Origin of the sequence: Cellulomonas sp. Root137 (genome assembly GCF_001426725.1) — a bacterium.
Taxonomy (GTDB): domain Bacteria; phylum Actinomycetota; class Actinomycetes; order Actinomycetales; family Cellulomonadaceae; genus Cellulomonas.
On record NZ_LMFG01000002.1, the window covers coordinates 347062 to 373377 of the forward strand.

Annotated in this window: 28 protein-coding genes; 26 read left to right on the plus strand and 2 right to left on the minus strand. The window is 72.6% G+C overall.

The features are described 5' to 3' along the window. Positions 1–4: 4 nt before the first annotated feature. Positions 5–1516, minus strand: a complete 1512-nt coding sequence (locus ASD18_RS14065; RefSeq protein ID WP_056093072.1) for a hypothetical protein — start codon at positions 1514–1516, stop codon at positions 5–7. Positions 1517–1730: 214 nt separating this feature from the next. Between ASD18_RS14065 and ASD18_RS14070 the strand changes: the two genes are divergently transcribed. The 18 genes from ASD18_RS14070 (at position 1731) to whiG (ending at position 18186) form a co-directional block, all read left to right on the plus strand. Continuing rightward, the gene (locus ASD18_RS14070) at positions 1731–3038 is read left to right on the plus strand and encodes an ammonium transporter (RefSeq protein ID WP_056093075.1); all 1308 of its coding nucleotides are present in this window, start codon (positions 1731–1733) and stop codon (positions 3036–3038) included. Next, a complete protein-coding gene (locus ASD18_RS14075; RefSeq protein ID WP_056093079.1) occupies positions 3038–3379 on the plus strand; it encodes a P-II family nitrogen regulator in 342 nt (113 codons plus the stop codon). The genes ASD18_RS14070 and ASD18_RS14075 overlap by 1 nt, the downstream gene beginning before the upstream one ends. A 22-nt stretch (positions 3380–3401) precedes the next feature. After that, on the plus strand, positions 3402–5198 hold the full coding sequence (locus tag ASD18_RS14080; protein WP_056093082.1) for a [protein-PII] uridylyltransferase: 1797 nt from the start codon (positions 3402–3404) through the stop codon (positions 5196–5198). A 24-nt stretch (positions 5199–5222) separates the two neighbouring features. Beyond that, entirely contained in the window at positions 5223–6815 is a 1593-nt protein-coding gene (gene ffh, locus ASD18_RS14085) for a signal recognition particle protein (protein WP_056093086.1), read from the plus strand. Between the two features lie 6 nt (positions 6816–6821). Next, entirely contained in the window at positions 6822–7913 is a 1092-nt protein-coding gene (locus ASD18_RS14090) for an amidohydrolase family protein (RefSeq protein ID WP_056093089.1), read from the plus strand. Positions 7914–8085: 172 nt separating this feature from the next. Continuing rightward, the gene (gene rpsP, locus ASD18_RS14095) at positions 8086–8511 is read left to right on the plus strand and encodes a 30S ribosomal protein S16 (RefSeq protein WP_056093095.1); all 426 of its coding nucleotides are present in this window, start codon (positions 8086–8088) and stop codon (positions 8509–8511) included. Next, on the plus strand, positions 8511–8750 hold the full coding sequence (locus tag ASD18_RS14100) for an RNA-binding protein (RefSeq protein WP_056093100.1): 240 nt from the start codon (positions 8511–8513) through the stop codon (positions 8748–8750). The genes rpsP and ASD18_RS14100 overlap by 1 nt, the downstream gene beginning before the upstream one ends. Before the next feature lie 79 nt (positions 8751–8829). After that, entirely contained in the window at positions 8830–9378 is a 549-nt protein-coding gene (rimM, locus tag ASD18_RS14105; protein WP_056093103.1) for a ribosome maturation factor RimM, read from the plus strand. 1 nt (position 9379) lies between these two features. Then, positions 9380–10156 (plus strand): tRNA (guanosine(37)-N1)-methyltransferase TrmD, encoded by a 777-nt coding sequence (trmD, locus tag ASD18_RS14110; RefSeq protein WP_056093106.1) that lies wholly within the window; start codon positions 9380–9382, stop codon positions 10154–10156. 197 nt (positions 10157–10353) lie between these two features. After that, positions 10354–10722, plus strand: coding sequence for a 50S ribosomal protein L19 (gene rplS / locus ASD18_RS14115; RefSeq protein ID WP_056093107.1), 369 nt, complete (start codon positions 10354–10356; stop codon positions 10720–10722). A gap of 149 nt (positions 10723–10871) precedes the next feature. Further along, complete coding sequence (lepB, locus tag ASD18_RS14120; protein WP_235522401.1) at positions 10872–11726, plus strand: signal peptidase I; 855 nt, start codon at positions 10872–10874, stop codon at positions 11724–11726. Continuing rightward, a complete protein-coding gene (locus ASD18_RS14125) occupies positions 11723–12478 on the plus strand; it encodes a ribonuclease HII (protein ID WP_056093110.1) in 756 nt (251 codons plus the stop codon). The genes lepB and ASD18_RS14125 overlap by 4 nt, the downstream gene beginning before the upstream one ends. 58 nt (positions 12479–12536) lie before the next feature. Continuing rightward, positions 12537–12860: a DUF2469 domain-containing protein gene (locus ASD18_RS14130; protein ID WP_055922267.1), complete on the plus strand. Its 324-nt coding sequence runs from the start codon at positions 12537–12539 to the stop codon at positions 12858–12860. Positions 12861–13031: 171 nt separating this feature from the next. Further along, positions 13032–13388: a YraN family protein gene (locus ASD18_RS14135; protein WP_056093113.1), complete on the plus strand. Its 357-nt coding sequence runs from the start codon at positions 13032–13034 to the stop codon at positions 13386–13388. After that, a complete protein-coding gene (locus ASD18_RS14140) occupies positions 13389–14912 on the plus strand; it encodes a YifB family Mg chelatase-like AAA ATPase (protein WP_056093118.1) in 1524 nt (507 codons plus the stop codon). Then, a complete protein-coding gene (gene dprA, locus ASD18_RS14145; protein WP_056093122.1) occupies positions 14909–16096 on the plus strand; it encodes a DNA-processing protein DprA in 1188 nt (395 codons plus the stop codon). Before ASD18_RS14140 ends, dprA begins: the two co-directional genes overlap by 4 nt. Before the next feature lie 204 nt (positions 16097–16300). Next, entirely contained in the window at positions 16301–17227 is a 927-nt protein-coding gene (locus ASD18_RS14150) for a tyrosine recombinase XerC (protein WP_056093692.1), read from the plus strand. An 89-nt stretch (positions 17228–17316) separates the two neighbouring features. Further along, positions 17317–18186, plus strand: coding sequence for an RNA polymerase sigma factor WhiG (gene whiG, locus ASD18_RS14155; RefSeq protein ID WP_369817301.1), 870 nt, complete (start codon positions 17317–17319; stop codon positions 18184–18186). Between the two features lie 18 nt (positions 18187–18204). Here whiG and ASD18_RS14160 read toward each other — a convergent pair whose 3' ends face one another. Next, entirely contained in the window at positions 18205–18738 is a 534-nt protein-coding gene (locus ASD18_RS14160) for a M23 family metallopeptidase (RefSeq protein ID WP_056093124.1), read from the minus strand. 412 nt (positions 18739–19150) lie between these two features. Here ASD18_RS14160 and rpsB point away from each other — a divergent pair, with 412 nt between their 5' ends. The 8 genes from rpsB to dxr all read left to right on the plus strand — a co-directional run bounded on the left by rpsB (position 19151) and on the right by dxr (position 26315). Continuing rightward, complete coding sequence (gene rpsB / locus ASD18_RS14165; RefSeq protein ID WP_056093127.1) at positions 19151–20194, plus strand: 30S ribosomal protein S2; 1044 nt, start codon at positions 19151–19153, stop codon at positions 20192–20194. A 109-nt stretch (positions 20195–20303) separates the two neighbouring features. Next, the gene (tsf, locus tag ASD18_RS14170) at positions 20304–21149 is read left to right on the plus strand and encodes a translation elongation factor Ts (RefSeq protein WP_056093131.1); all 846 of its coding nucleotides are present in this window, start codon (positions 20304–20306) and stop codon (positions 21147–21149) included. 84 nt (positions 21150–21233) lie between these two features. After that, positions 21234–21977: a UMP kinase gene (gene pyrH / locus ASD18_RS14175; RefSeq protein ID WP_056093135.1), complete on the plus strand. Its 744-nt coding sequence runs from the start codon at positions 21234–21236 to the stop codon at positions 21975–21977. Positions 21978–22014: 37 nt separating this feature from the next. After that, positions 22015–22572, plus strand: coding sequence for a ribosome recycling factor (gene frr, locus ASD18_RS14180; protein WP_056093138.1), 558 nt, complete (start codon positions 22015–22017; stop codon positions 22570–22572). Then, positions 22572–23414: a phosphatidate cytidylyltransferase gene (locus tag ASD18_RS14185; RefSeq protein ID WP_056093141.1), complete on the plus strand. Its 843-nt coding sequence runs from the start codon at positions 22572–22574 to the stop codon at positions 23412–23414. The genes frr and ASD18_RS14185 overlap by 1 nt, the downstream gene beginning before the upstream one ends. A 24-nt stretch (positions 23415–23438) precedes the next feature. After that, positions 23439–24566, plus strand: coding sequence for a 23S rRNA (adenine(2503)-C(2))-methyltransferase RlmN (gene rlmN / locus ASD18_RS14190; RefSeq protein WP_056093144.1), 1128 nt, complete (start codon positions 23439–23441; stop codon positions 24564–24566). Next, a complete protein-coding gene (locus tag ASD18_RS14195; RefSeq protein WP_056093147.1) occupies positions 24563–25117 on the plus strand; it encodes a DivIVA domain-containing protein in 555 nt (184 codons plus the stop codon). The genes rlmN and ASD18_RS14195 overlap by 4 nt, the downstream gene beginning before the upstream one ends. A gap of 37 nt (positions 25118–25154) precedes the next feature. After that, the gene (dxr, locus tag ASD18_RS14200) at positions 25155–26315 is read left to right on the plus strand and encodes a 1-deoxy-D-xylulose-5-phosphate reductoisomerase (RefSeq protein ID WP_200938618.1); all 1161 of its coding nucleotides are present in this window, start codon (positions 25155–25157) and stop codon (positions 26313–26315) included. Position 26316: the final 1 nt, after the last annotated feature.

A 26316-nucleotide genomic window follows, 5' to 3' on the forward strand; every position in this document is an offset into this window, starting at 1 on the left:
CCGATCAGCGCCGAGGCACAGTGATCGCCACGACGCCCCCTGCGACGACGGCGGCAGAGGCCAGGCCGCCGAGGACAGGTGCCGGGACGACCGTCATCGCGACGGCCACCCCCGTCCCGGTGAGGACCGCCAGCCACCCGACCCGAGGGCCCTGGGTTCCGGCCGACGCGACCGCGAGCGCTGCTGAGACTGCCGTCAGGCTCGCTACGACGGCGATCGGGAGGAGCGCGCCGACGACGAACACGTCCGCCCCGATCTCCTGGCCGGAGACGACGGCCCAGCCCTGGTTCGCGAGGACCGCGAGGGCGGAGACGGGCACCGCGCCGAGGGCGAGCCCGAGGCCGGTCGCGGAACGCGCCGAGCTGGAGCGCGAGACGACCCGCCGGCTGCTCAGGGCGAGCGTCAGCAGGATCGCAGGGCTGAACAGGACGATGCCCACGGGCACGGGGTGGTCCAGGGTGGTCGGCTCACCGGGGAGGGGCACGACGAGCTCGGTCCCCGGTCGGTAGGTGAACCCGATGCGCGTCCAGGTGCCGTCCTCGGCGCGGACCGCGACACCGTCGTCGCCGTTGGCGGCGTAGACACGGAACCCGTCCGCGGTCGGGAGGATCGTGACGCCCACGGTCCGCAGGAACAGGCCTGAAGCCTCGTAGCGCCGCTCCAGCTCGTCCAGGGCGCCGTCCGGAACCGCCCAGTCCTCCTGCCACGACCTCCCCCCGTCATCGCTGCGGTCGACGCCGAGCCCGTGGTCCGCGGCCCGGAAGCACGGGGTGTCGTCGGGCGCGACGCACGCGGACGCGACCGTGCCGCCCATGCGTTGCACGGTGGTCGCGACCAGCGTGGCCTCGTCCGTGTAGGCGTACACGGCCCGCCAGTCGCGCCCGTCCACCGCGAGGTACCAGGAGGCGCTCGCAGGGTCGCTGGAGTCGGAGTCGCCGACGACCACGACGTCCCCGACGACGACGACCTGCTGCGCTCCTACCCGGTGCGTCGCGCTCGTGGCGGCGGTCGCGAGCACCGTCGCGGGGAGAAGGACCATCACGAGGGCTGCGCGTGGGGCGACGCCCCGGCTCGTCCAGCTGACGCGGGCGCGCGCGTACGCGAACGTCAGGGCCACCGGCAGAACGACCAGGTCCCACCGGTCGGCCAGCACGACGCTCGGGCCGGCCAGCGAGCTGAGCACGGACGACGCCGCCTCGGCGGCCGCCGCGTTCGTCTTCACGACGACGAACGCAGCGCCGGTCACGGCGAGCGCGACACCGGAGCCGACACGCGCGGTGAGCCCGCGGTAGCCGGCCACGTGCGCGGCCCCGGCCAGGGCCGTCGCCACCAGCGGGGGCGCCACCACCAACCACGCGAGGTCCGAGAGCTTGCCGGTCCACCAGGTGCCGAACGCTGCTTTGGCCACGTGGTCGTTGACGACCAGCACGACGAGCGCCGCGCACGTGCTCCAGTGCGTCAGCCACGCCAGGGCGGCCGCAGTCGGGCGGGCTGCGGGTACGTCGGGGAGGGCCACCTCGCGAGCATCGACAGGCTCGGTGCGCGACTTGACCGGGGGGTCCCACGAGCGCTCAGCTTCTGGACGGCCGATCACCACGAAACCGAACGTTTACGTGCGGAAGCGGCTTGTCACACCGACGTAACGTCCCTCGCCTCTCACCGAAACTCGCTTCGTCGACTGTGATCCCCGGACCAGCCACCCCCGGCTGGCGAGTGGAGAGGCGATCTCGATGGAATTCGAGCTGGACAGCGGGAACACGGCGTTTATGCTCACCGCCGCGTCGCTCGTGCTGCTGATGACGCCGGGGCTGGCGTTCTTCTACGGCGGCATGGTGCGCGGCAAGAGCGTGCTGAACATGATGATGATGAGCTTCAGCGCCATCGGCGTGGCGGGTCTCATCTGGGTGCTCTACGGCTACTCCGGTGCGTTCGGCCCGGACCTCGGCGGCGGGTGGCTCGGCAACCCGTTCGAGTTCTTCGGCCTGCAGGGCGCCACGGACGACCAGAGCCTGATGGCCGCCTCCGGTGTGCCGTTCCTGGTGGCCGCGGGCTACCAGGCGACCTTCGCGATCATCACGGTCGCGCTCATCTCGGGTGCCGTGGCGGACCGCATCAAGTTCGGTGCGTGGCTCGTCTTCACGGCCGTCTGGGTGACCGTCGTCTACATGCCGCTCGCCCACTGGGTGTGGGGCGGTGGCCTCCTGAGCGCCACGGGCCTCACGGAGGGTCTCTCGACCCCGATCGACTTCGCCGGTGGAACGGTCGTCCACATCAACGCCGGTACCGCCGGCCTGGTGCTGGCGCTCGTGCTCGGCAAGCGCAAGGGCTTCGGCAAGGAGGCCATGCGGCCGCACAACCTGCCCTTCGTCATGCTCGGTGCCGCGCTCCTGTGGTTCGGCTGGTTCGGCTTCAACGCCGGCTCGGAGTTCGCCGCCGACGGCACGGCCGGTCGCGCCTGGCTCAACACCCTCCTGGCCACCGGCGTCGCGATGCTCGCCTGGCTCGCCACGGAGAAGCTGCGTGACGGTCACGCCACGTCGCTCGGTGCCGCGTCCGGCATCGTCGCGGGCCTGGTCGCCATCACGCCGGCCGCCGCGGCGGTCGACACGTGGGGTGCCATCGCCATCGGCATCGTCGCGGGTGTCCTCTGCGCCCTCGCTGTCGGCCTGAAGTTCCGGTTCGGCTACGACGACTCGCTCGACGTCGTCGGTGTCCACCTCGTCGGTGGTCTGGTGGGGACGATCCTCATCGGCCTCTTCGCCACGGACTCGAACAGCACCTGGTACCCGGACGGTGCACTGAACGGTCTGTTCTACGGTGGCGGCGTCACTCAGCTCGCCACCCAGACGATCGTCGCGCTCGCCGCGGTGCTGTTCAGCTTCACGGCGACGTACGTCATCGCACTCATCCTCAAGGCGACCATCGGTCTGCGGGTCTCCGACGAGGCCGAGGCCGGCGGGGTCGACCTGGCGCTGCACGCTGAGACCGCATACGAGACGCTGGGCGTCGGCGCCCGCGTCGTGACGGAGGTGAAGTGATGACGAAGCTCGTGACGGCGGTCATCCAGCCGCACCGGCTGGACGATGTGAAGTCGGCCCTCGAGGCCGCAGGCGTCCGTGGTCTCACCGTGAGCGAGGCCAGCGGCTACGGCCGCCAGCGCGGTCACACCGAGGTCTACCGCGGTGCCGAGTACACGGTCGACCTGGTTCCCAAGGTCAAGATCGACGTGCTCGTCAGCGACGCGGACGTGGTCAGCGTGACGGACGTCATCGTCCGTGCGGCGCAGACCGGCAAGATCGGCGACGGCAAGGTCTGGGTCGTGCCGGTCGAGGACGTGGCTCGCGTCCGCACCGGTGAGCACGGCGACGACGCCCTCTGATCAGGACGGCTGACTGCCACACATGACACAGGAACGGCCGCCCGCGGGGGGCGCGGCCGCGAACGGGTCGCCCGAGGTCCCGCACCCCGCGATCGGGGTGCGGGACCTCCGCACTGAGCGGCTCGAGCTCGCAGCCGGTCTGACCGGACCCGGTGCCGACGGCATCGCCCGTCGTGCCGCCATCGTCGAGCTCGTCGTCGGCCGGCTGCGCGAGCAGTGGGACATCGCCACCGAGGGTGTCGACGTGTCCGGCATCGCGCTGGGGGCGGTCGGCAGCGTCGGGCGCGGCGACGCCAGCCCGGTCTCCGACCTCGACCTGCTCCTCGTGCACGAGGGGCGCGGCCACTCGACCGAGGAGCTCTCGGCCCTCGCGCAGAAGCTCTGGTACCCCATCTGGGACGCCGGCCTCGACCTCGACCACTCCGTCCGCTCCCTCGCGCAGTGCCGCCAGGTCGCGTCGAAGGACCTGCCCGCCGCCGTCGGGCTGCTCGACCTCCAGCCGGTGTCCGGCGACGCGGTCGTCATCGCCCGCGCCAAGTCCGCCCTCCTGGAGGACTGGCGCTCGGCCGCCCGACGACGACTGCCCGAGCTCCTCGCCTCCACGCGCCAGCGCGCTGAGCGCCACGGCGAGCTCGCCTACCTCATCGAGCCGGAGCTCAAAGAGTCTCGCGGCGGCATCCGGGACGCCGTCGTGCTCAGCGCGCTCGCCGCCACGTGGCTCACCGACCGCCCGCACGGCGCGGTGGACATGGCCTACGCCCACCTGCTCGACGTCCGCGACACCGTCCAGGTGGTGACGCGTCGGCACACCAACCGGCTCCTGCTCGCGGACCAGGACGAGGTCGCGGCGCTCGTCGGCTTCGACGACCGCGACGACCTCCTGGCCAGCATCGCGGAGGCGGCTCGCGTGATCTCCTACGCGCTGGACACGACCGTGCGCAACGCCCGGCAGGCCCTCCAGCGGCCGGCGCGGACACCGATGCTGGTGCGCGGTCGGCGCACGGCCCCACGACTGCGCACCATCGCCGAGGACCTGGTCGAGCACGACGGAGAGATCGTGCTGGCCGTCGAGGCCCGGCCCGCGGACGACCCGCTGCTCTCGCTGCGCGCGGCCGCGACCGCCGCTCGGACGGGCCTGAGCCTGTCGCCCGTGACGGTCGCGAGCCTGACGGCCACCCCGCCGCTGCCCGTCCCGTGGCCGAAGGCGGCGCGCACCCACCTCCTGCAGCTGCTGGGCTCCGGCCCGGCGCAGGTGCCGATCTGGGAGGCGCTCGACCTGGCCGGCGTCGTCACGACGTGGATCCCCGAGTGGGCCGGCGTGCGCAACCGCCCCCAGCGGTCGGCGATCCACCGGCACACCGTCGACCGGCACCTGGTGGAGACCGTCGCGCGGGCGGGCCGCGACAAGCGCGTCGTCGAGCACGGGGAGACGCTGCTCCTCGCGGCGCTGCTGCACGACATCGGCAAGCGGGCCGGCGCAGGGGACCACTCCACCGAGGGCGCGCGGCTGGCGGGTCCGATCGTCACGCGCATGGGGTTCGACGAGCAGGTGGCCGCCGACGTCACGCGCCTCGTCCGCGAGCACCTGACCCTCGCCGAGCTGGCCACCACGGCGGACCCGGACGACCCCGCGACCCTGGCTCGGCTGCTCGACGCCGTCGACCACCGGCCGGACATGCTCGAGCTGCTGCGTGCGCTGACCGAGGCCGACGCCGGCGCCGCCGGTCCGCCGGCGTGGAGCACGTGGCGCGCGACCCTCGTCGACGACCTGACGGCACGGGCCACCCGGGAGCTGGCAGGTACGCTAGGTCGTCCCTGAACCCCCGAGCGTGAGGACCGCCAGGTGTTCGCCACCCTGTCCGACCGACTGACGTCGACCTTCAAGAACCTGCGCACCAAGGGCCGTCTGTCCGAGGCGGACATCGACGCCACCGTGCGCGAGATCCGCCGGGCGCTGCTCGACGCCGACGTCGCGGTCCCGGTCGTCCGTTCGTTCACCGGTGCCGTGCGCGAGCGCGCGCTGTCGGCCGAGGTGTCCGGCGCGCTCAACCCGGCCCAGCAGGTCGTCAAGATCGTCAACGAGGAGCTCGTCGCCATCCTCGGTGGCCAGACGCGCACGCTGAACCTCGCCAAGAACCCGCCGACCGTGATCCTCCTCGCCGGTCTGCAGGGTGCGGGCAAGACGACGCTCGCCGGCAAGCTGGCGCTGCACCTCAAGGCTCAGGGGCACACCCCGCTGCTCGTCGCGGCGGACCTCCAGCGCCCCAACGCCGTCACCCAGCTCCAGGTGGTGGGGGAGCGCGCCGGGGTGCCGGTGTTCGCCCCGCACCCGGGCAACCAGGGCAGCGACGACGTCATGCCGTTCGGCGCCGACCCGGTCGCGGTCGCGCGCGAGGGTCTGGCCACGGCGAAGGTCAAGCTGCACGACGTGCTCATCGTCGACACGGCCGGCCGCCTCGGTGTCGACGCCGAGCTCATGCAGCAGGCGTCCGACATCCGCGACGAGCTGGACCCGGACGAGATCCTCTTCGTCATCGACGCGATGATCGGCCAGGACGCGGTCACCACGGCCCAGGCGTTCCAGGACGGAGTCGGGTTCACCGGCGTCGTGCTGACCAAGCTCGACGGCGACGCGCGCGGTGGTGCCGCGCTCTCGGTGGCGAGCGTGACCGGCAAGCCGATCATGTACGCGTCCACCGGTGAGAAGCTCACCGAGTTCGAGGTGTTCCACCCGGACCGGATGGCGTCCCGCATCCTCGACATGGGCGACATCCTCACGCTCATCGAGCAGGCCGAGAAGGCGTTCGACGCGGGCCAGGCCGAGGAGATGGCCGACAAGCTGGCGTCCGGCCAGGACCTCACGCTCGAGGACTTCCTCACGCAGATGCAGCAGCTGCGCAACGCCGGCCCGCTGAAGAAGATGATGGGCATGCTGCCCGGCATGGGGCAGATGCGGGAGGCGCTGGACAACTTCGACGAGCGCGAGGTGGACCGGATCGAGGCGATCATCCGGTCGATGACCCCCGCGGAGCGCCGCACCCCGAAGATCATCAACGGCTCCCGCCGCTCGCGCATCGCCGCGGGATCGGGCACCAAGCCGAGCGACGTCAACCAGCTGCTGGAGCGCTTCGACGGCGCGCAGAAGATGATGAAGCAGATGGCCAAGGGCGGCGGCATGCCCGGCATGCCCCCGGGCATGGGGAACCTGCCCGGCATGGGCGGCAAGAAGTCGCGCGGACGCACGGCGCCGCCGGTGCGCAAGGTCAAGGGCAAGTCGGGCAACCCCGCCAAGCGCGCCGAGCAGGAGCGCGGCATCACGAGCAAGCCGGCCGCGCCGGCCGGGTCCGCGTTCGGGATCGCCCCGAAGGCGGAGCCGACGGCACCCGCCGAGATCGAGCTTCCCGCCGGTCTGGACCGCTTCCTCGGCGGACGCTGAGCCCTCGTGGTCCTGCACCTGCGCGGCACGGTCGTCCTCGACGACGAGCGCGAGGTCGGCGAGGCGTGGGTCGTCGATGGGCGGATCACGTTCGAGCGCCCGCCGTCGGCACCGGACGCCGTGCTCGAGGGCTGGATCCTGCCCGGCCTCGTCGACGTGCACTGCCACATCGGGCTCGCGTCGGACGGCCCGGTCGACGACGGCACCGCCGAGAAGCAGGCGCTGGAGGACCGTGACTCGGGCGTGCTGCTGGTCCGGGACGCCGGCTCGCCCGCGGACACCGGCTGGGTGCACGAGCGCGACGACCTCCCGCGGCTGATCCGGGCGGGTCGGCACCTGGCCCGGCCGAAGCGCTACCTGCGGCACTACGGACGCGAGCTCGAGTCGGTCGAGGACCTGCCCGACGCGGTGCGCGAGGAGGCCGCCCGCGGGGACGGCTGGGTCAAGCTCGTGGCCGACTGGATCGACCGCGACCTCGGTGCCGACGGCGACCTGCGCCCCCTGTGGCCGGCCGACGTGCTCGCCGACGCGGTCGCCGCGGCCCACGCAGCGGGGGCGCGGGTCACCGCGCACACGTTCGCCACCGAGTCGCTCGACGCGCTGCTCGACGCGGGCGTCGACTGCCTCGAGCACGCCACGGGTGCCACCCCCGACCAGATCGACCGCATCGCCGCGGCGGGGATCCCGGTCACCGCGACGCTGCTCCAGATCGCGCAGTTCGAGGCGATCGCCGCCCAGGGGTCCCGCTACCCCCTGTTCGCCGCACGGATGCGAGGCCTGCACGCCCACCGGTACGAGCTCGTGCGGGACCTGCACGACGCGGGCGTCCCCGTGCTCGTGGGCACCGACGCCGGCGGCACGATCGCGCACGGCCGGATCGCCGACGAGGCCGCGGAGCTGGTGCGCGCCGGGCTCCCCGCGCGCGACGTGGTGGGCGCGGCGAGCTGGCGGACGCGCGCGTGGCTGGGCGTCCCGGGGATCGCAGAGGGGGAGAGCGCGGACGTCGTCGTCTTCGGCGCCGATCCTCGCGCCGAGATCGGCGTGCTCGCGGCGCCGACGGCCGTGGTGCTCCGGGGAGCGGTCGTCGCCGGGCGGTGAGTGTCCGGACGTGTTGGGAGCGGTCGCCCGCGTCTGGCACAATGGTCGGCTGTACCCGGCGTCTGCAGCCCCTCTACCTGCGTTCGTCGTGTCCCCGACCTTCCCGGCGCGCCCACCCCACGGGCAATGCGCGGGCAGGTCACCCCAGCAGACATCAGGAGAAGACCACACCGTGGCCACCAAGATCCGCCTCAAGCGTCTCGGCAAGATCCGCGCTCCGTACTACCGCATCGTCGTCGCCGACTCGCGCACCAAGCGCGACGGCCGCGTGATCGAGGAGATCGGCAAGTACCACCCCACCGAGGAGCCCTCGTTCATCGAGGTCGACTCCGAGCGTGCGCAGTACTGGCTCGGCGTCGGCGCGCAGCCGACCGAGCAGGTCGCCGTGCTCCTCAAGATCACGGGTGACTGGCAGAAGTTCAAGAACCTCCCCGGCCAGGAGGGCACCCTGCGCACCAAGGCCGACAAGGTCGACCCGAAGGCCGCCATCGACGCCGTCGCTCTCGACGCCGAGAAGGCCAAGGCCAAGGCGTCCGAGAAGGCTGCCTCGCAGAAGGCCGCCGCTGCCGAGGCTCCGGCCGAGGACGAGCAGGCCTGATGCTCGCCGACGCTCTCGAGCACCTGGTGCGTGGCATCGTCGACCACCCGGACGACGTCCGCGTGAACGCGTCGACGCTGCGTCGTGGGGACCTGCTCGAGGTGCGCGTGCACCCCGACGACCTCGGCCGGGTCATCGGCCGCGGCGGTCGGACGGCGCGCGCTCTGCGTACGGTCGTCGGCGCGCTCTCGACGGACGGCTCGGTCCGTGTCGACGTCGTGGACGTCGACCGGCGCTGATCCATCGCGCAAGGCCCGGTCCCCTAACCTGGGGACCGGGCCTTCGCCATGACTGCCCACTTCGATCGTGAGGACCACCATGCAGCTGACCGTCGCGCGGATCGGCCGTGCCCACGGCCTGCGCGGAGAGGTCGCCCTCGACCTGCGGACCGACAACCCCGAGGACCGTTTCGGCGTCGGCGCGGTCCTGCTCACCGAGCCCGCCGCGCGCGGCCCGCTCACCGTCGTGAGCACACGCGCGCAGCAGGACCGGTGGTTCGTGACCTTCGCGGAGATCAGCGACCGGACCATGGCCGAGGCGATGCGGGGGACCGAGCTGGTGGTCGACGAGGACGCGTCCGACGAGGACGACGCCTGGTACCCGCACGAGCTCGCGGGCCTGCGCGCGGAGCACGTCGACGGTCGGGTGCTGGGCGAGATCATCGGCCTCGAGCACCTGCCGGCGCACGACATGCTCGTCCTGCGCGAGCCCGACGGCGCCCGGACGCTGATCCCGTTCGTCAAGGTCATCGTGCCGGTGGTCGACGTCCCCGGCGGCCGCGTGGTGATCGACCCGCCGGGCGGCCTGCTGGCGTCCGACGCCGCCAACCTGGTCGTGTCCGAGGAGACCGTGGGAGACGACGACTGACGTGCGCATCGACGTCGTCTCGATCTTCCCCGAGTACCTTGCCCCGCTCGACCTGTCGCTCGTCGGCAAGGCGCGCACGAGCGGTCTGCTGGACCTGCGGGTGCACGACCTGCGCGACTGGACCACGGACCGGCACCGGACGGTCGACGACACCCCGTTCGGCGGTGGCGCCGGCATGGTGATGCGCCCGGACGTGTGGGGGACGGCGCTGGACGAGCTGCTCGACGAGGACGCGCACCTGCTGGTGCCGACGCCGTCGGGAGAGCCGTTCACGCAGCGCACGGCCGAGGCGCTGGCCGGCGAGAGCCACCTGGTGCTGGCGTGCGGGCGGTACGAGGGGATCGACGCCCGGGTGGCCGAGCACTACCGGTCGCGCGGACGCGTCACCGAGTTCTCGCTGGGCGACTACGTGCTCAACGGGGGAGAGGTCGCCGCGCTGGTCGTCGTGGAGGCGGTCGCGCGGCTTCTGCCCGGCGTCGTCGGGAACCCCGAGTCGCTGGTCGAGGAGTCGCACGGGGCGGCCGGGCTGCTCGAGTACCCCGTGTACACCAAGCCACCCGCGTGGGCCGGGCTGGAGGTCCCCGAGGTGCTCCTGTCCGGGCACCACGCGCGGATCGCCCGGTGGCGCCGGGACACCGCGCTCGAGCGGACGGCGGCCCGTCGACCGGACCTGATCCAGACGCTGCCCGTCGACGGGCTGGACAAGCACGACCTCGCGCTCCTGGCGACGCTCGGCTGGCGACCGGTGGACGGACGTCTGGATTACGTCACCGACTAGTCGTTGTGGCACACTTGTCCGTTGGTGCGCGTAGGTTGCGTCTCTGCCACAGGGGAGACGACTCACGACCACCCGGGCTCTTCGACCCGGACGCACCGGACCATCAGACCAAGGACGCCGGTCCTGCCCTGCACAGGGCAGCCGTGACGCCCTCGACGACGTTCCTGACCTGTGGCAGGGCGGGGAAGTGACATCACATGCACACGCTCGACAGTGTCGATGCAGCATCGCTGCGCTCCGACATCCCGGAGTTCCGCGCCGGTGACACGCTGAAGGTCAACGTCAAGGTCGTCGAGGGCAACCGCTCTCGCATCCAGGCGTTCCAGGGTGTCGTCATCGGTCGCCAGGGTGACGGCGTCCGCGAGACGTTCACGGTCCGCAAGGTCAGCTTCCAGGTCGGCGTCGAGCGCACGTTCCCCGTGCACTCCCCGAGCCTGGAGTCGATCGAGGTCCTGACCCGCGGCGACGTGCGCCGCGCGAAGCTGTACTACCTGCGCAAGCTCCGCGGCAAGAAGGCCAAGATCAAGGAGAAGCGCGAGTTCGCTCCCGCCGCGAAGAAGGCCTGAGCCCCTTCGCACACGACGACCTGACGGGCGGCCACCGATCGGTGGACGGCCCCGGCGGCATGTCACGGCACCGGTGACTTGCGGCACAGGACGAGTCTCGCGGGGTGGTCGTGTGCGCGTCGGAGGCTCTCGCGTGCGAGAGTGTGCGGGTGATCGACGGACCTGCGCGCGACCTCGACGAGGACTCGTCGCCCACGTCGTGGCCGGGCATGGAGGCGCCGCGCGGTGCCCACGCCGGGGGTCAGCCGGAGCGGCCTCGGCTCCCGGACGTGACGTCGCCCGAGCCGTCGGGCCACGCTGCGCCCAGCCGCCGCCACGCCGCCGCCAAGCGGGCCAGCGGTGCCGGATCGCTGCTGCGGGAGACGGTGATCATCCTCGTCAGCGCGATCGTCCTGTCGCTGCTGGTCAAAACGTTCCTGGTGCAGGCGTTCTTCATCCCGAGCCAGTCGATGCACGACACTCTCATCGAGCACGACCGCATCCTGGTCAGCAAGCTCACCCCGGGGCCGTTCGACCTGCGACGCGGCGACATCATCGTGTTCAAGGATCCCGGCGGCTGGCTTCCCGCCGACGTCGCCCCGGAACCGGGCGCGCTGCAGGGGGCGGTGAACTCCGCCCTCACGTTCATCGGGCTCTACCCGGCCGACGCCAACGAGCACCTGGTCAAGCGCCTCATCGGTCTGCCGGGTGATCACGTCGCGGCCGAGCAGGGTGGACCGGTCACGGTCAACGGGGTGGCGCTAGACGAGCCGTACCTCGCGGCCGGCGTGGCGCCCAGCGACATCGCCTTCGACGTCACCGTCCCCGCGAACAGCGTGTGGGTGATGGGGGACAACCGGTCGCACTCGTCCGACTCGCGGTACAACCAGGGCAAGCCCGGCGGTGGGTCGGTCCCCATCGACAACGTGGTCGGCATGGCCTTCGTGACCGTGTGGCCGATCGAGCGCTTCGGGCTGCTGCGGAACCCGACCAGCACGTTCGCGGACGTGCCCGACCAGCCGTGACCCTGGTCACCGGGCGCCCCGCCCAGCCGCGCACCGCCCCGCACCTGCGCCACGAGCGGGTGCTGCTGCGCGACGGTGCACGGCTGCTCGCCGGGATGGACGAGGTCGGTCGCGGGTCCCTCGCGGGACCGGTGAGCGTCGGCGTGGTCGTCGTCGACGCGGGCACCCGGTCCGCGCCGAAGGGCGTCGCCGACTCCAAGCTCCTCGCGCCCGCGGCACGCACCCGTCTGCTGCCCGCGCTCAGCCGGTGGGGGCTGGCCCGCGCGGTCGGGCACGCGAGCGCCGCGGAGATCGACGAGATCGGCATCATCGCCGCGCTGCGGCTGGCAGGGACCAGGGCGCTCGCGACGATCACCCTGACGGTCGGGCCGGTGGACGTCGTCCTCCTCGACGGGTCGCACGACTGGTTGAGCCGTCCTGCGCAGCCCGATCTGTTCTCGCTCGACGACGAGCCGGAGGTGCCCGGTCCGCGCGTGCACATGCGGGTCAAGGCCGACCGCACGTGCGCGTCGGTCGCCGCGGCGAGCGTGCTGGCCAAGTGCGAGCGGGACGCGATGATGGTCGACCTGTCGGCGCAGCACCCCGCGTACCGCTGGCACGAGAACAAGGGCTACGCGTCGCCCGAGCACATGGCGGCGCTGCGCGAGCTGGGCCCGAGCGAGCTGCACCGCAGGTCGTGGCGGCTGCCGGTCGCCGGGGAGCCGCTCGTGGACGTGGAGTACGCCGACGAGTACGCCGACGAGGTCGTCTGAGCGCTCGCTGTCGTGGCGTCGCGCGGCTCCGGGCTCGGGCATGGGGGATGATGTCCCGGTGAGCGCGGAGGACCTGGAGAACTACGAGACCGACATGGAGCTCGCGCTGTACCGCGAGTACCGCGACGTCGTGGGGCTCTTCTCCTACGTCGTGGAGACCGAACGACGGTTCTACCTGGCCAACCAGGTCGACCTGCAGGTGCGGTCGGCCGCGGGGGAGGTCTACTTCGAGCTGACCCTCGCCGACGCCTGGGTGTGGGACGTGTACCGCTCCGCCCGGTTCGTGAAGTCGGTGCGCGTGGTCACGTTCAAGGACGTCAACGTCGAGGAGCTGGCCAAGGCCGAGCTCGACCTCGGGGGCAGCGCGGGCTTCGCCCGCTGACGCCCGCCAGGGTGTGCCGACGGCCGCTGAGTCGCGTGCGCGCCGGGGCCGACGACACAGGGCGCTGATCCGCCCACAGCCCCCGCAGGGACGACCCCGGGCCACGGCATCGCCGACGAGGCGGTCTCGGCCGACCGCGCCGCTGGCACTGTCCAGCCCGGAGGTGGTCCGGTGCGCGCGAAGGACGCAGTGGGGCGGTACGGCGAGGACGTCGCGGCAGCGCACGTCGTCGGCCGCGGGTGGGACGTGCTCGACCGGAACTGGCGGACGCGGGACGGTGAGCTCGACCTGGTCGCCCTCGACGGTGACGAGCTGGTGGTCATCGAGGTCAAGACGCGGCGGTCGATCGCCTTCGGGCACCCCGCGGAGGCGGTGACACCGCGCAAGCTGGCCCGGGTGCGCCGTCTGGGGGCGCAGTGGCTCGCGGCGCACGACGTGCACCCGAGGTCGGTGCGGGTCGACGTCATCGCCGTGCTGCTGCCCGCCCGTGGCGCGGCCGAGATCGACCACCTCGTCGGGGTGGTCTAGGTGGTTCTGGGCCGGACGCTGGGTGTGGCGCTCGTCGGGCTGACCGGGCACGTGGTCGAGGTGGAGGCGCACCTGGCGCCCTCGCTGCCTGCGTTCACGCTGGTCGGGCTGCCGGACGCGTCGCTGGCGGAGTCCCGCGACCGCGTGCGCGCCGCGGTCACCTCGTCGGGCCTGCCGTGGCCCAACCGGCGCATCACTGTGAACCTCTCGCCGGCCACCCTGCCCAAGTCCGGGTCCGGTTTCGACCTCGCGATCGCCGTGGCGACGCTGGCAGGAGCGGAGGCGATCGACCCGGCCGCGCCGCACGGCGTGGTCCACCTCGGGGAGCTGGGCCTCGACGGCCGGCTCCGCCCGGTCCGCGGGGTGCTGCCGGCGGTCGCCGCCGCGGTCGCTGCCGGCTGTCGTCGGGTCGTGGTGGCCGAGGCGAACGCCGCGGAGGCCCGGCTGGTGCCGGGCGCGCAGGTCGTCGGCGTCACGAGCCTCGCGCAGGTCGCCGCACGCTACGGCGCCGACGTCGAGGTGACCGAGGTCGCGCCCGTGGCCACAGAGCCCGTCGCGCGACCCTCGGGCACCTCCGCGCTGGACCTCGCCGACGTGGTCGGTCAGGACGAGGCGCGCAGCTGTCTCGAGGTCGCCGCCGCGGGCGGGCACCACCTGCTCATGGTGGGGCCGCCGGGCACGGGCAAGACCATGCTGGCGGCGCGCCTGCCGGGTCTGCTGCCCGACCTGTCGGAGGCGGACGCGGTGGAGGTGACCGCGGTGCACTCGGTCGCGGGCGCGTTCGACCCCGGCGACGGTCTGCTGCGCCGCCCGCCGTTCGAGGACCCGCACCACACCGCCACGCCCGCGAGCGTGGTGGGTGGGGGGTCCGGGATCCCTCGGCCCGGAGCGGCGTCTCGGGCGCACCGGGGCGTCCTGTTCCTGGACGAGGCACCGGAGTTCTCGACCGCGGTCCTGCAGACGCTGCGGCAGCCGCTCGAGCACGGGGAGCTCGTGCTCCACCGAGCCGCAGGCACCGCCCGGTACCCGGCCCGGTTCCAGCTGGTCCTGGCCGCCAACCCGTGCCCGTGCGGTCAGGCGGTGGGCAAGGGCCTCGCGTGCACCTGCCGCAGCGAGCAGCGCCGCCGCTACTTCGGCAAGCTCTCCGGGCCGTTGCTGGACCGCGTGGACCTGCAGGTCGAGCTCAGCCCGGCGCGTGCCGGGTCGGGACCGGGGGAGTCGTCGACGGTGGTCGCCGCGCGTGTGGCCGCCGCGCGGGCTGCGCAGGCCGAACGGCTCGGCGGGACGCCCTGGCGCACCAACGGCGACGTCCCCGGCAGCTGGCTCCGGGACCGGCTCGGAGCGGACCGGGCGCTCGTGGCGGACCTGGACCGTGCCCTGGACCGCGGCACGTTGAGCCTGCGCGGCGTCGACCGGGTCCTGCGGGTCGCGTGGACGCTGGCCGACCTTGCCGGTCGGTCGGCGCCCGACCGTGCGGACGTGGGGCATGCCCTGCTGCTGCGTACGCGGGGGAACGGCGCATGAGCGACCTCCTTGCGCGCGCGACGTGGAGTGGGCTGGTGGAGCCGGGAGACGCCGTGGCGGGGACGCTCGTCGGGCTCCTCGGTGCTCAGGGCGCCCTGGCCTGGGTCCGGCACGCGCTGCGGGGCGTACCCCAGCTCTCCCGCCTCGAGGCACTGCACGGCCCGCTCGCCGAGGCCGACCGGAGGCGTATTGAGCGTGCGCTGGCCCGGTGGGCCGTCCGGCTGCCCGACTGCGACCCGGTGCGCGATCTGGACCGCCTCGACCGGCTGGGCGGCGCCCTCCTGGTGCCGGGGGATCCCCGTTGGCCTGCCGCGATGGACGATCTCGGCGCCGAGGCGCCCTTCTGCCTGTGGGTCCGCGGCACCGCCGACCTGGGCGGGTCCTTGGTGCGGTCGGCCGCGGTCGTCGGATCGCGGGCCGCCACCTCCTACGGCGAACGGGTCGCGTTCGACCTGGCGGACGGGCTGGCGGGGGCCGGGGTCTGGGTGGTCTCCGGGGGCGCGTACGGCATCGACGCGGCCGCGCACCGCGGTGCCGTCGCGCGGGACGGCCGCACGCTCGTCCTGCTCGCCGGCGGGGTCGACCGGGCCTACCCGGCCGGCAACGCCCGCCTGCTCGAGGCCGTCGTGGGTGCCGGGGGCGCGCTGGCGTCCGAGGTGCCGCCCATCAGCCTGCCCACCAAGAGCCGGTTCCTGCAGCGCAACCGGTTGATCGCCGCGGCGGGCAGGGCGACGGTCGTGGTCGAGGCCGCGTGGCGTTCGGGGGCCATGAGCACCGCGCACCACGCCGCGCGGCTGCTGCGCCCCGTGGGTGCGGTGCCGGGGCCGGTGACGTCGATGGCCTCGGCGGGCTGCCACCGGCTCCTACGGGACGGCGTGGCCGTGTGCGTGACCGACGCGGCCGAGGTGCGCGAGCTGGCGGGCCTCATCGGCACGGAGCTGGCGTCCGGGTCCGATGCGGCAGCGGATGCGCGCGCTGCTCGGCCTCACGACGCGCTCGACCCGGTGACCCGCCGAGTGCTCGACGCGCTCCCGCGCCGGACGCCCGCCCCGCTCGACCGCGTGGCGAGCGTCGCGGGGGTGACCGTGGCGGAGGCGCGGGGCGCCGTCGGCCTGCTGGAGCTCGAGGGCTGGGCGGCGCGACGGGGAGACGGATGGATCACCGTGGTCCGGTCGACATCATGACGGCGGCGTCCTGTCCAGAAGGCGCGCCGAAAGCGCTGCCATGTGGATGAGGGTGAGCAGATCTGCGGGTGAAAAAAAGGCGCATCTGGACCATTGTTCATCAGGGAATCGGACATTCGGTCGGGATTCGCCCAGCATTAGGCCGTGCAGGTGAAAGTCGTCCTTGTTCGCGGCCGTGTTTCAGGTCACGGTACTCACATGGACATGGCCGAGATCACAGCAGGGGCGCCGGATCGCGCGCGCCTCCTGTCTGATTTCTCGGCCCACCTGGGTGCTCAGCGCGGATTGTCGGAGCACACGAACCGCGCTTACCTCGGTGATGTCGACCTCCTGCTGGGCTATGCGTCGCGGCACGGACGGACCACCCTCGACTCGATCGACCTCGGCACCCTCCGCGGCTGGCTGGCCTCCATGGCGACCACCCGCCACAGCCGCGCCACGCTGGCCCGGCGGGGTGCCGCCGTCCGCACGTTCTTCGCCTGGGCCACGCGCACCCACCGCGTCCCGGCGGACCCGGCGCTGCGCCTCGCGACCGCGCGGACCGGGTCGGCGCTGCCCACCGTGCTCCAGGTGGAGCCGGTGAACCAGCTGCTCGACCAGGCTCGCGAGCGTGCCCAGGACGGTGACGCGGTCGCGCTGCGTGACTGGGCGCTCCTGGAGCTGCTGTACGCGACCGGGGTGCGCGTCGGGGAGCTGTGCGGCGCCGACCTCGCCGCCGCGGACGTCCACGAGCGCACCCTGCGCGTGGTGGGCAAGGGCGACAAGGAGCGGGTCGTCCCGTTCGGTCTCCCCGCGCAGAAGGCGCTCGCCGCGTGGCTCGAGCGCGGGCGCCCGCAGCTCGTCGTCCCCACCTCGCCGTCGGCACTCTTCCTCGGCCTCCGTGGTGGACGCCTCGACCAGCGTCAGGCACGCTCGGTCGTCCACCAGGCCGCCTCGCTCGCCGGCATCGACGACGTCGCGCCGCACGCGTTGCGGCACACCGCAGCCACCCACCTCCTCGAGGGCGGGTCGGATCTGCGCAGCGTCCAGGAGCTGCTCGGTCACGCGAGCCTCGCCACGACGCAGCGCTACACCCACGTTTCCGCCGAACGACTCCGCTCGGCGTTCCAGCAAGCCCACCCCCGCGCATGACGTACACGATGGAGTCGACGATGACGACGCAGCTGGACGCCGCCTTCCCGGTGCACACCCGCCTGACGAGCACGGCACCCGAGGGCGTCATCCCGCAGCCCCGGACGTCGGACACCGACCTGCTCGAGGCGACGACCGTCCCGATCACGCGCGGAGTGCCCAGCCCGCGGACCCCGGTCGCGCCCAGCCGTTCCGCCGAGGAGGTCGACGCGCTCTGGGAGAGCTACAAGTCGACCCAGTCCCGCACCGCACGCGAGGGACTGATCCTGCACTTCGCGCCCCTGGTGTCGGCTGTCGCCGGCCGCGTCGGGATGCGCCTGCCCAGCACGGTCGAGCAGGCCGACCTCGTCTCGTACGGCATGTTCGGACTCATCGACGCCATCGAGAAGTACCAGACCGACCGCTCGGTGAAGTTCGAGTCGTACGCGTCGTCCCGCATCCGGGGCGCGATCATCGACGAGCTGCGCGCCATGGACTGGGTGCCGCGCTCGGTCCGGACCAAGGCCCGCTCCGTCGACCGCGCCTACGCCGAGCTCGAGGCGAAGCTGCACCGGACGCCGACCGAGGACGAGGTCGCTCAGCACCTCGAGATGCCGGTCGAGGACCTGCGCGCGATCTACTCCCAGCTCTCCACGGTCAACGTCGCCGCGCTCGACGAGCTGCTCGGTGGCGGCGACGACCGCCCGGGCGGCGTCTCCCTCGGCGACACCCTCGGCGACGAGCGCACGCTCGACCCCGCCAGCTCGATCGAGGCCGCCGAGACGAAGTTCCTGCTCGCCCGCGCCATCGAGTGTCTGGGCGAGCGCGAGCGCATCGTCGTCGTCCTCTACTACTACGAGGGCATGACCCTCGCCGAGATCGGCCGCGTGCTCGGCGTCACCGAGTCCCGCATCTCGCAGATGCACACCGCCGCGATGGTCCGGCTCCGCACCCGCCTCCTCGAGGCCGAGCGGGTCTGACCAGGCCGACCGCACGGTTCATCGCCCGCTCAGGGGGAGCAGGACCACCGGTCCGGCTCCGGGCAGCAGGCTGAGCGGGTCGACGTAGTCGGTCCCGACCCGCACGCCCCAGTGCAGGCAGACGCCGGGCGCACAGTGCGACCCCTCGGTCTCGAGCGAGCCGAGCCGGTCGCCGGGGGCGACGAGGTCGCCGACGCGGACGGACGGAGCCAGCGGTTCGACGCTCGAGCGACGACCGGCTGCGTCGGTCACGGTCACCACACGCCGGCCGCCGACCAGACCGCTGTACGTGACGACCCCGGCGACGGGGGACAGCACGTCGGCGCCGAACGGTGCGCGCAGGTCGACCCCGCGATGCCCGGCCGCCCACGGCTGCGGTGGCGGCTCGAACCCCCGGGCGACGTCCACGGCGGACCCCAGCGGCAGTCGGTAGGTCCCGGCCGACGGTGCAGGACCGGCGGACCCGGCCGAGGCGACGGTGGCGACCCCGAGGGCGGTGAGCAGCGCCATCGTGCCGAGGGCGACGGCCAGGCGTGCGGGCGGTGATGTCATGGCCGCGATGCTCCGGGAGGTCCGAGGCCGTCGGGCGAGCCGCAGCCGGACCTGTGGCGTCCGACGTCCGAGGGCGGGCTGTGGGCGGTTCGGGGTGTCACCGCGGCAGGCGTCGTCCCGACCTGGTCGGCGCATCCGCTAAACTTCTGGTGCGACCGGTCCGTACCGGTCGACTTCGCGCGTCATCCACCCGATCCGGGACACCGTCAGCCACACGGCCGACGAGGTCCGCACGACGGGGTCGATCACCGCAGCGGTCCGTGCACGTGCCTCGCGCAGCGCCCGGAGCGGCTGACGACATGACGCCAGGGGCGCCGACCAGCTGGTCGGAGCCGACAACCGAGATGCGGGCCCCGGAACGGGTCCGCCTTGACGCGTGCGCACCCTGCGGTGCGCGCCGGAAGGACGTGCCATGGCCGTCGTGACCATGCGCCAGCTGCTCGAGAGCGGTGTCCACTTCGGACACCAGACCCGCCGCTGGAACCCCAAGATGAAGCGCTTCATCTTCACCGAGCGCAACGGCATCTACATCGTCGACCTGCAGCAGTCGCTGTCGTACATCGACAACGCCTACGACTTCGTCAGCCAGACCGTCGCGCACGGCGGGACGATCCTGTTCGTCGGCACGAAGAAGCAGGCGCAGGAGCCGGTCGCCGACCAGGCCGCCCGCGTCGGCATGCCGTACGTCAACCAGCGCTGGCTCGGTGGGATGCTCACCAACTTCAGCACGGTGCACAAGCGTCTCCAGCGCCTCAAGGAGCTGGAGCAGATCGACTTCGACGACGTGGCGGGCTCGAACCTCACGAAGAAGGAGCTGCTCGTCCTGCGCCGCGAGAAGGACAAGCTCGCGAAGACGCTGGGCGGCATCCGCGACATGGCCAAGGTCCCCTCGGCCGTGTGGATCGTCGACACGAACAAGGAGCACCTCGCGGTCAACGAGGCGCGCAAGCTCGGCATCCCGGTCGTCGCGATCCTCGACACCAACTGCGACCCCGACGTCGTCGACTACCCGATCCCGGGCAACGACGACGCCATCCGCGCGGTCCAGCTGCTGACGCGCGTCATCGCCGACGCCGCGGCCGACGGTCTGCTCAAGCGTCACTCGGGTCGCACCGCGGCCGCCGAGGGCGCCGAGGCCGACGCCGAGCCGCTGGCCGAGTGGGAGCGCGAGCTGCTCGCCGGCGCCGAGGCCGACCTGGCCGGTGCTGCGGTTGCCACCGACGCGACCGAGGCCGTCGCCGAGGCGAAGACCGAGATCGCCGAGGAGGTCGTCTCCGAGGACGCCGTGGCCGAGCCCGTCGTCGAGGAGGCTGCGGCCGAGCCCGTCGCCGAGGAGGTCGTGGCCGAGGCCGTGGCCGACGAGGTCGTCGCCGAGGCTGCCGCCGAGGAGACCCCCGCCGCCGAGACCCCCGCCGCCGAGACCGCCGACGCCGAGGGCGACGCCGAGTCCAAGTGACCCTGCCGGTGCCGGCGGCCCTCGACGGGTCGCCGGCACCGCAGCACGTCACCGGCCTGCCCAGGCCCCGCACGAACATCACGACACACACGTAGAACGGACACGACTGATGGCGAACTACTCGCTCGCAGACATCAAGGCGCTGCGCGAGAAGACCGGTGCCGGAATGATGGACGTCAAGAAGGCGCTCGAGGAGGCCGACGGCGACTCCGACAAGGCGCTCGAGATCATCCGGGTGAAGGGCCTCAAGGGCGTCGGCAAGCGTGAGGGCCGCGCGGCCTCCGACGGCCTGGTCGTCGCACACGTGGGCCCGACGGCCGACGGTGAGGGCCAGACCGGCGTGCTCGTCGAGATCAACTCGGAGACCGACTTCGTCGCGAAGAGCCCGAACTTCGTGGCGCTCGCCGCCCGGGTGCTCGCGGCAGCCGTGGACTCCCCGGCCCGCGACGCCGACGCGCTGCTGGCCGCCGAGGTCGACGGCTCCAGCGTGCAGTCCATCGTCGACGAGACCGCCGCCACCCTCGGTGAGCGCGTCGTCGTGCGCCGCCTGGCCCGCGTGGCCGGCGAGCACGTCGAGGTCTACCTGCACAAGGTCAGCAAGGACCTGCCCCCGCAGGTCGGCGTGCTCGTCGCCACCGATGTGGCCGGCGCCGGCGTGGCCCGGGACATCGCGACGCACATCGCGGCGTTCTCGCCCACGTACCTCACGCGCGAGGAGGTCTCGGCCGACGTCGTCGCGAACGAGCGCCACATCGCCGAGGAGACCGCCCGCAACGAGGGCAAGCCCGAGGCTGCGCTGCCGAAGATCATCGAGGGCCGCCTGAACGGCTTCTTCAAGGAGAACGTCCTGCTCGAGCAGGCGTTCGCCAAGGACAACAAGAAGACGGTCGCGCAGGTCCTCGCCGAGGCCGGCGGCACGCTGACGGGCTTCGTCCGTTACCGCGTGGGAGCCTGACCCTCAGGAATCGACGGTGGCCCCGGCCCTGCGGGGTCGGGGCCACCGTCGCAACCAGCCCGACCCAACTCTCGTGGAGGCACCGTGACCCAGGACCCCGAGTCGACTCGCGGGGCCGTGCCTGACCGGCGCGTGCTGCTCAAGCTCTCCGGCGAGACGTTCGGTGGAGGTGACGTGGGCCTCGCGGCCGACGTCGTCCAGCGCGTCGCCGCCGAGATCGCCGTCGCGGTCCGGGAAGGTGTGCAGGTCGCCATCGTCGTCGGTGGGGGCAACTTCTTCCGTGGCGCCGAGCTCTCGCAGCGCGGCCTGGACCGTGCGCGGGCCGACTACATGGGCATGCTCGGCACGGTGATGAACTGCCTGGCCCTGCAGGACTTCCTCGAGCAGGCCGGCGTGAGCACGCGCGTGCAGACCGCGATCACGATGGGCCAGGTGGCCGAGCCGTACATCCCGCTGCGCGCCATCCGGCACCTGGAGAAGGGCCGCGTCGTCATCTTCGGCGCCGGCGCCGGGCTGCCGTACTTCTCGACGGACACGGTGAGCGTCCAGCGCGCGCTCGAGACGCACTGCCACGAGGTCCTCATGGGCAAGAACGGCGTCGACGGCGTGTACTCGGCGGACCCGCGGACCAACCCGGACGCGGTGAAGCTGGACCACCTGACCTACACCGACGCGCTGGTCAACGACCTGGGCGTGATGGACGGCTCGGCGCTCAGCCTGTGCCGCGACAACAACGTGCGCATGCGCGTGTTCGGCCTGGAAGAGGCCGGCAACGTCACGCGCGCGCTGCAGGGTGAGAAGATCGGCACGCTGATCACCGCCAGTTGATCGGCCCCGCACCACACGACATCACGAAGGAGCTCCGGTGATCGACGAGACCCTCTTCGAGGCTGAAGAGAAGATGGACAAGGCCGTCGAGGTCGCCAAGGAGGACTTCTCGACGATCCGTACCGGTCGGGCGAACGCGGCGATGTTCTCCAAGGTGTTCGTCGACTACTACGGCAGCCCGACGCCCCTCCAGCAGCTGGCGTCCTTCAACGTGACCGAGGCGCGCACCATCCTCGTGTCGCCGTTCGACAAGTCGTCGACCGCCGCGATCGAGAAGGCGCTGCGCGACTCGGACCTGGGCGTGAACCCGACGAACGACGGCAACGTCATCCGCATCGTGCTGCCCGCTCTCACGCAGGAGCGCCGCAAGGACTTCGTGAAGCTCGCCAAGTCCAAGGCGGAGGACGCCCGCGTCTCGGTGCGCAACGTGCGGCGCCGGGCCAAGGAGGAGCTGGACCGCATCGTCAAGGACGGCGAGGCCGGCGAGGACGAGGTCGGCCGTGCGGAGAAGGAGCTCGAGTCCCTGACGAAGAAGCACGTGGATCTCATCGACCACCTGCTCGCGTCCAAGGAGAACGAGCTCCTCGAGGTCTGATGAGCCAGACTGCCATCGCCGCCACCCGGACCCCCCGCCCCGGTCGTGACCTCCCGGTCGCGATCGTCGTCGGCGTCGCCATGCTCGTGGTGGTGGTCGCGTCGCTGTTCATCCGCAAGGAAGCATTCGCGGTCCTCGCCGTGGTGTGCGTGTGTGCCGGCCTCTGGGAGCTCGCGCAGGCGTTCACCCGCCGGAACATCCACCTCCCGCTGCTCCCGCTGCTGGTCGGCGCCATCGGCATCCTCGTCTCGGCGTTCACGGCCGGACCGGAGGCGCTGTTCGTCGCGTTCATGCTGACGGTCGGTGGCGTCGTCGTCTGGCGCGTGCTCGACGGGAGTGGTCAGCCCGCCCTGCGCGACGCCACGGCCGGCGCGTTCGCCGCCGCGTACCTGCCGTTCCTCGGCGGCTTCGTCATGCTGCTGCTGGCCGAGCCTGACGGCGCGAAGCGCGTGATGCTCTTCATCCTGCTCTGCGTGGCCAGCGACACGGGCGGCTACACCGTCGGCGTGCTGCTCGGCCGGCACCCGCTGGCCCCGTCGGTGAGCCCGAAGAAGACGTGGGAGGGCCTGGCCGGCTCCATCGTTCTCGCGTGCGTCGTGGGCGTGGTCGGCGTCCAGGTCGCGTTCGGCGGCGAGCCGCTGGTCGGGGTGTTCCTCGGCCTGGCCACCGTCGTGACCGCGACGCTCGGCGACCTCGCCGAGTCGATGCTCAAGCGCGACCTCGAGCTCAAGGACATGGGCCGGCTGGTGCCGGGCCACGGCGGTCTCCTGGACCGGCTCGACTCGCTCGTGCTCACCGCCCCCGCCGTGTACGTGGTCCTCACGGTCCTCCAGCCCGCCTGATCTCACTGAAGGGGGGTACCTGCAATGACCGGTACACCCGTGCGCCTCGACCTGTCCTCGCCCAGCCGGGGACCGCGGGGCAAGCCGCCCAAGCACTTCGTCGACCTCACGCCCGAGCAGCGGATCGACGCCGTCACCGAGCTCGGCGAGAAGCCGTTCCGCGCCAAGCAGCTGGCGACGCACTACTTCACCCACCTGACCAACGACCCCGCGCAGATGACCGACCTGCCGAAGGCCACGCGCGACAAGCTGGTCGAGGGGCTGTTCCCGCAGCTGCTCACGGCCCACCGCACGCAGACCGCGGACAAGGGCACCACCGTCAAGACGCTGTGGCACCTGTTCGACGGCGCCAAGGTGGAGTCGGTCCTCATGCGGTACGCCAACCGCACCACCCTGTGCGTGTCGAGCCAGGCGGGCTGCGGGCTCGCGTGCTCGTTCTGCGCGACCGGCCAGCTGGGTCTGACGCGGAACCTGTCGACGGCGGAGATCGTCGAGCAGGTGCGCGCCGCGGCGCGGTCGCTCGCCGACGGCGAGGTGCCGGGCGGTCCGACGCGGCTGTCCAACGTGGTGTTCATGGGCATGGGTGAGCCGCTGGCCAACTACAAGTCGGTCATGGAGACGGTCCGCCGCCTCGTCGCTCCGGCGCCGGACGGGCTGGGCATGTCCGCGCGCAACGTCACCGTGTCGACCGTGGGCATGGTGCCGGCGATGGACCGGCTGGCCAAGGAGGGCATCCCCGTGACGCTCGCCCTCTCCCTGCACGCGCCCGACGACGAGCTCCGCAGCGAGCTCGTGCCGGTGAACACGCGGTGGAGCGTCGACGAGGCGATCGACTCCGCGCACCGGTACTTCGAGGTCACCGGCCGCCGTGTGTCCATCGAGTACGCGCTGATCCGGGACATCAACGACCACGCCTGGCGGGCGGACCTGCTCGGCGAGAAGCTCAACGCCCGCGGTCGCGGCTGGGTGCACTGCAACCCCATCCCGCTGAACCCGACGCCGGGCTCGAAGTGGACGGCGAGCGATCCCCGGGTGGAGCAGGAGTTCGTGGCACGCTTGCGTGCGCACGGGATCCCGACCACCATCCGGGACACCCGCGGCAGTGAGATCGACGGCGCCTGCGGGCAGCTCGCAGCGGAGGAGGACGAGTGAGCGACGGGATGTTCCGGACCGTCTCGGGCATGAAGCAGGGATACGACCCGGACGAGGTCGACGACTTCTTCGCGCACGCCCGGGCGGTCTACGAGACCGGTCCGGCTGCCGCGCTGGCCAGCAAGGACGTGCGCGGCGTGGCGTTCGACATGGTGCGCGGCGGGTACGTCACGGCCGCGGTCGACGCGGCGCTCGACCGGCTCGAGGCTGCGTTCGTCGCCCGGTCCCGCGCGGAGTACATCACCACCCAGGGCCAGCAGGCGTGGATGAACCGCCTGAGCGAGCAGGCGCGCACCCTCTACGGCCGACTGGGTCGCCCCGACGGCGACCGGTTCGCCGCGCCGGACGGCCGGCAGCAGGGCTACGAGCCCGCCGACGTCGACGAGCTGTGCCAGCGCCTGGTCGCGTACTTCGACCGGGGCACGCCGCTGTCGGCCGCCGAGGTGCGGTCCGCGACCTTCCGTCGCCGCAAGGGTCGCAACGCGTACGCCGAGGGGCCGGTCGACGCCTTCCTGGCGCGCGCGGTCGAGGTGCTGCTCGGCGTCGAGTGAGGACGACCGGCGCGGTCCATGCACGAGGATGGACCGCGTGACACAGCGCAGCGTCGTCCTCCTCGGGTCCACGGGCTCGATCGGTACCCAGGCCGTCGACGTCATCACCCGGAACCCGGAGCGGTTCTCCGTCGTCGGTCTGTCCGCCGGCGGTGGTGATGTCGCGCTGCTGGCCCGCCAGGCCCGCGAGCTGGGTGTGTCGGCGGTGGCGGTCGCCGATCCCCGGGCCGAGGGGCCGCTGCGCGAGGCGCTCGACGACGGCGTCGAGGTGCTGGTCGGCCCGCAGGCGTCCACGGAGCTGGCCGGCCGCGGGGCCGACGTCGTGCTCAACGGAGTCACGGGCTCGGTCGGGCTCGGGCCGACGCTCGCCGCGCTGCGGGCGGGCAGCACGCTGGCGCTGGCCAACAAGGAGTCGCTGGTGGTGGGCGGGCGGCTGGTGCACGCCGCCCGGAAGCGCCCGGACCAGATCGTGCCGGTGGACTCCGAGCACTCGGCGATCGCGCAGGCGCTGCGCGGCGGCACCCACCCCGAGGTCCGGCGGCTGATCCTCACGGCCTCGGGCGGCCCGTTCCGCGGGTGGTCGCACGACGACGTCAAGGCGGTGACGCCGCAGCAGGCGCTCGCGCACCCGACCTGGTCGATGGGTCCGGTGGTGACCATCAACTCCTCGACCCTGATGAACAAGGGCCTGGAGCTCATCGAGGCGCACCTGCTGTTCGACGTGCCCGTCGCGGACATCACCGTCGTGGTGCACCCGCAGTCGGTGGTGCACTCCATGGTCGAGTTCGTGGACGGCTCGACGCTGGCGCAGGCGTCACCGCCGGACATGCGGCTCCCGATCGCGCTCGGGCTGTCCTGGCCGGACCGGGTGCCCGAGGTGGCGCCGCCGTGCGACTGGACGCAGGCCACCGCCTGGACGTTCGAGCCGCTCGACGAGGGCGTCTTCGGCGCGGTGCGCCTGGCGCGCGAGGCCGTCGCGGCGTCGGCCACCCACCCCGCGGTCTACAACGCGGCGAACGAGGAGTGCGTCGAGGCGTTCCTGACCGGCCGGATCGGGTTCCTGGACATCGTGACCACGGTCGAGCGCGTCCTGGGCGAGCACGACGGCACCGCCCCCGACGCGCTCACGCTGGACGCGGTGCTGGCGGCCGAGGTCTGGGCACGCGCCCGTGCTCAGGAGCTCCTGGCGCGCGCGTGAG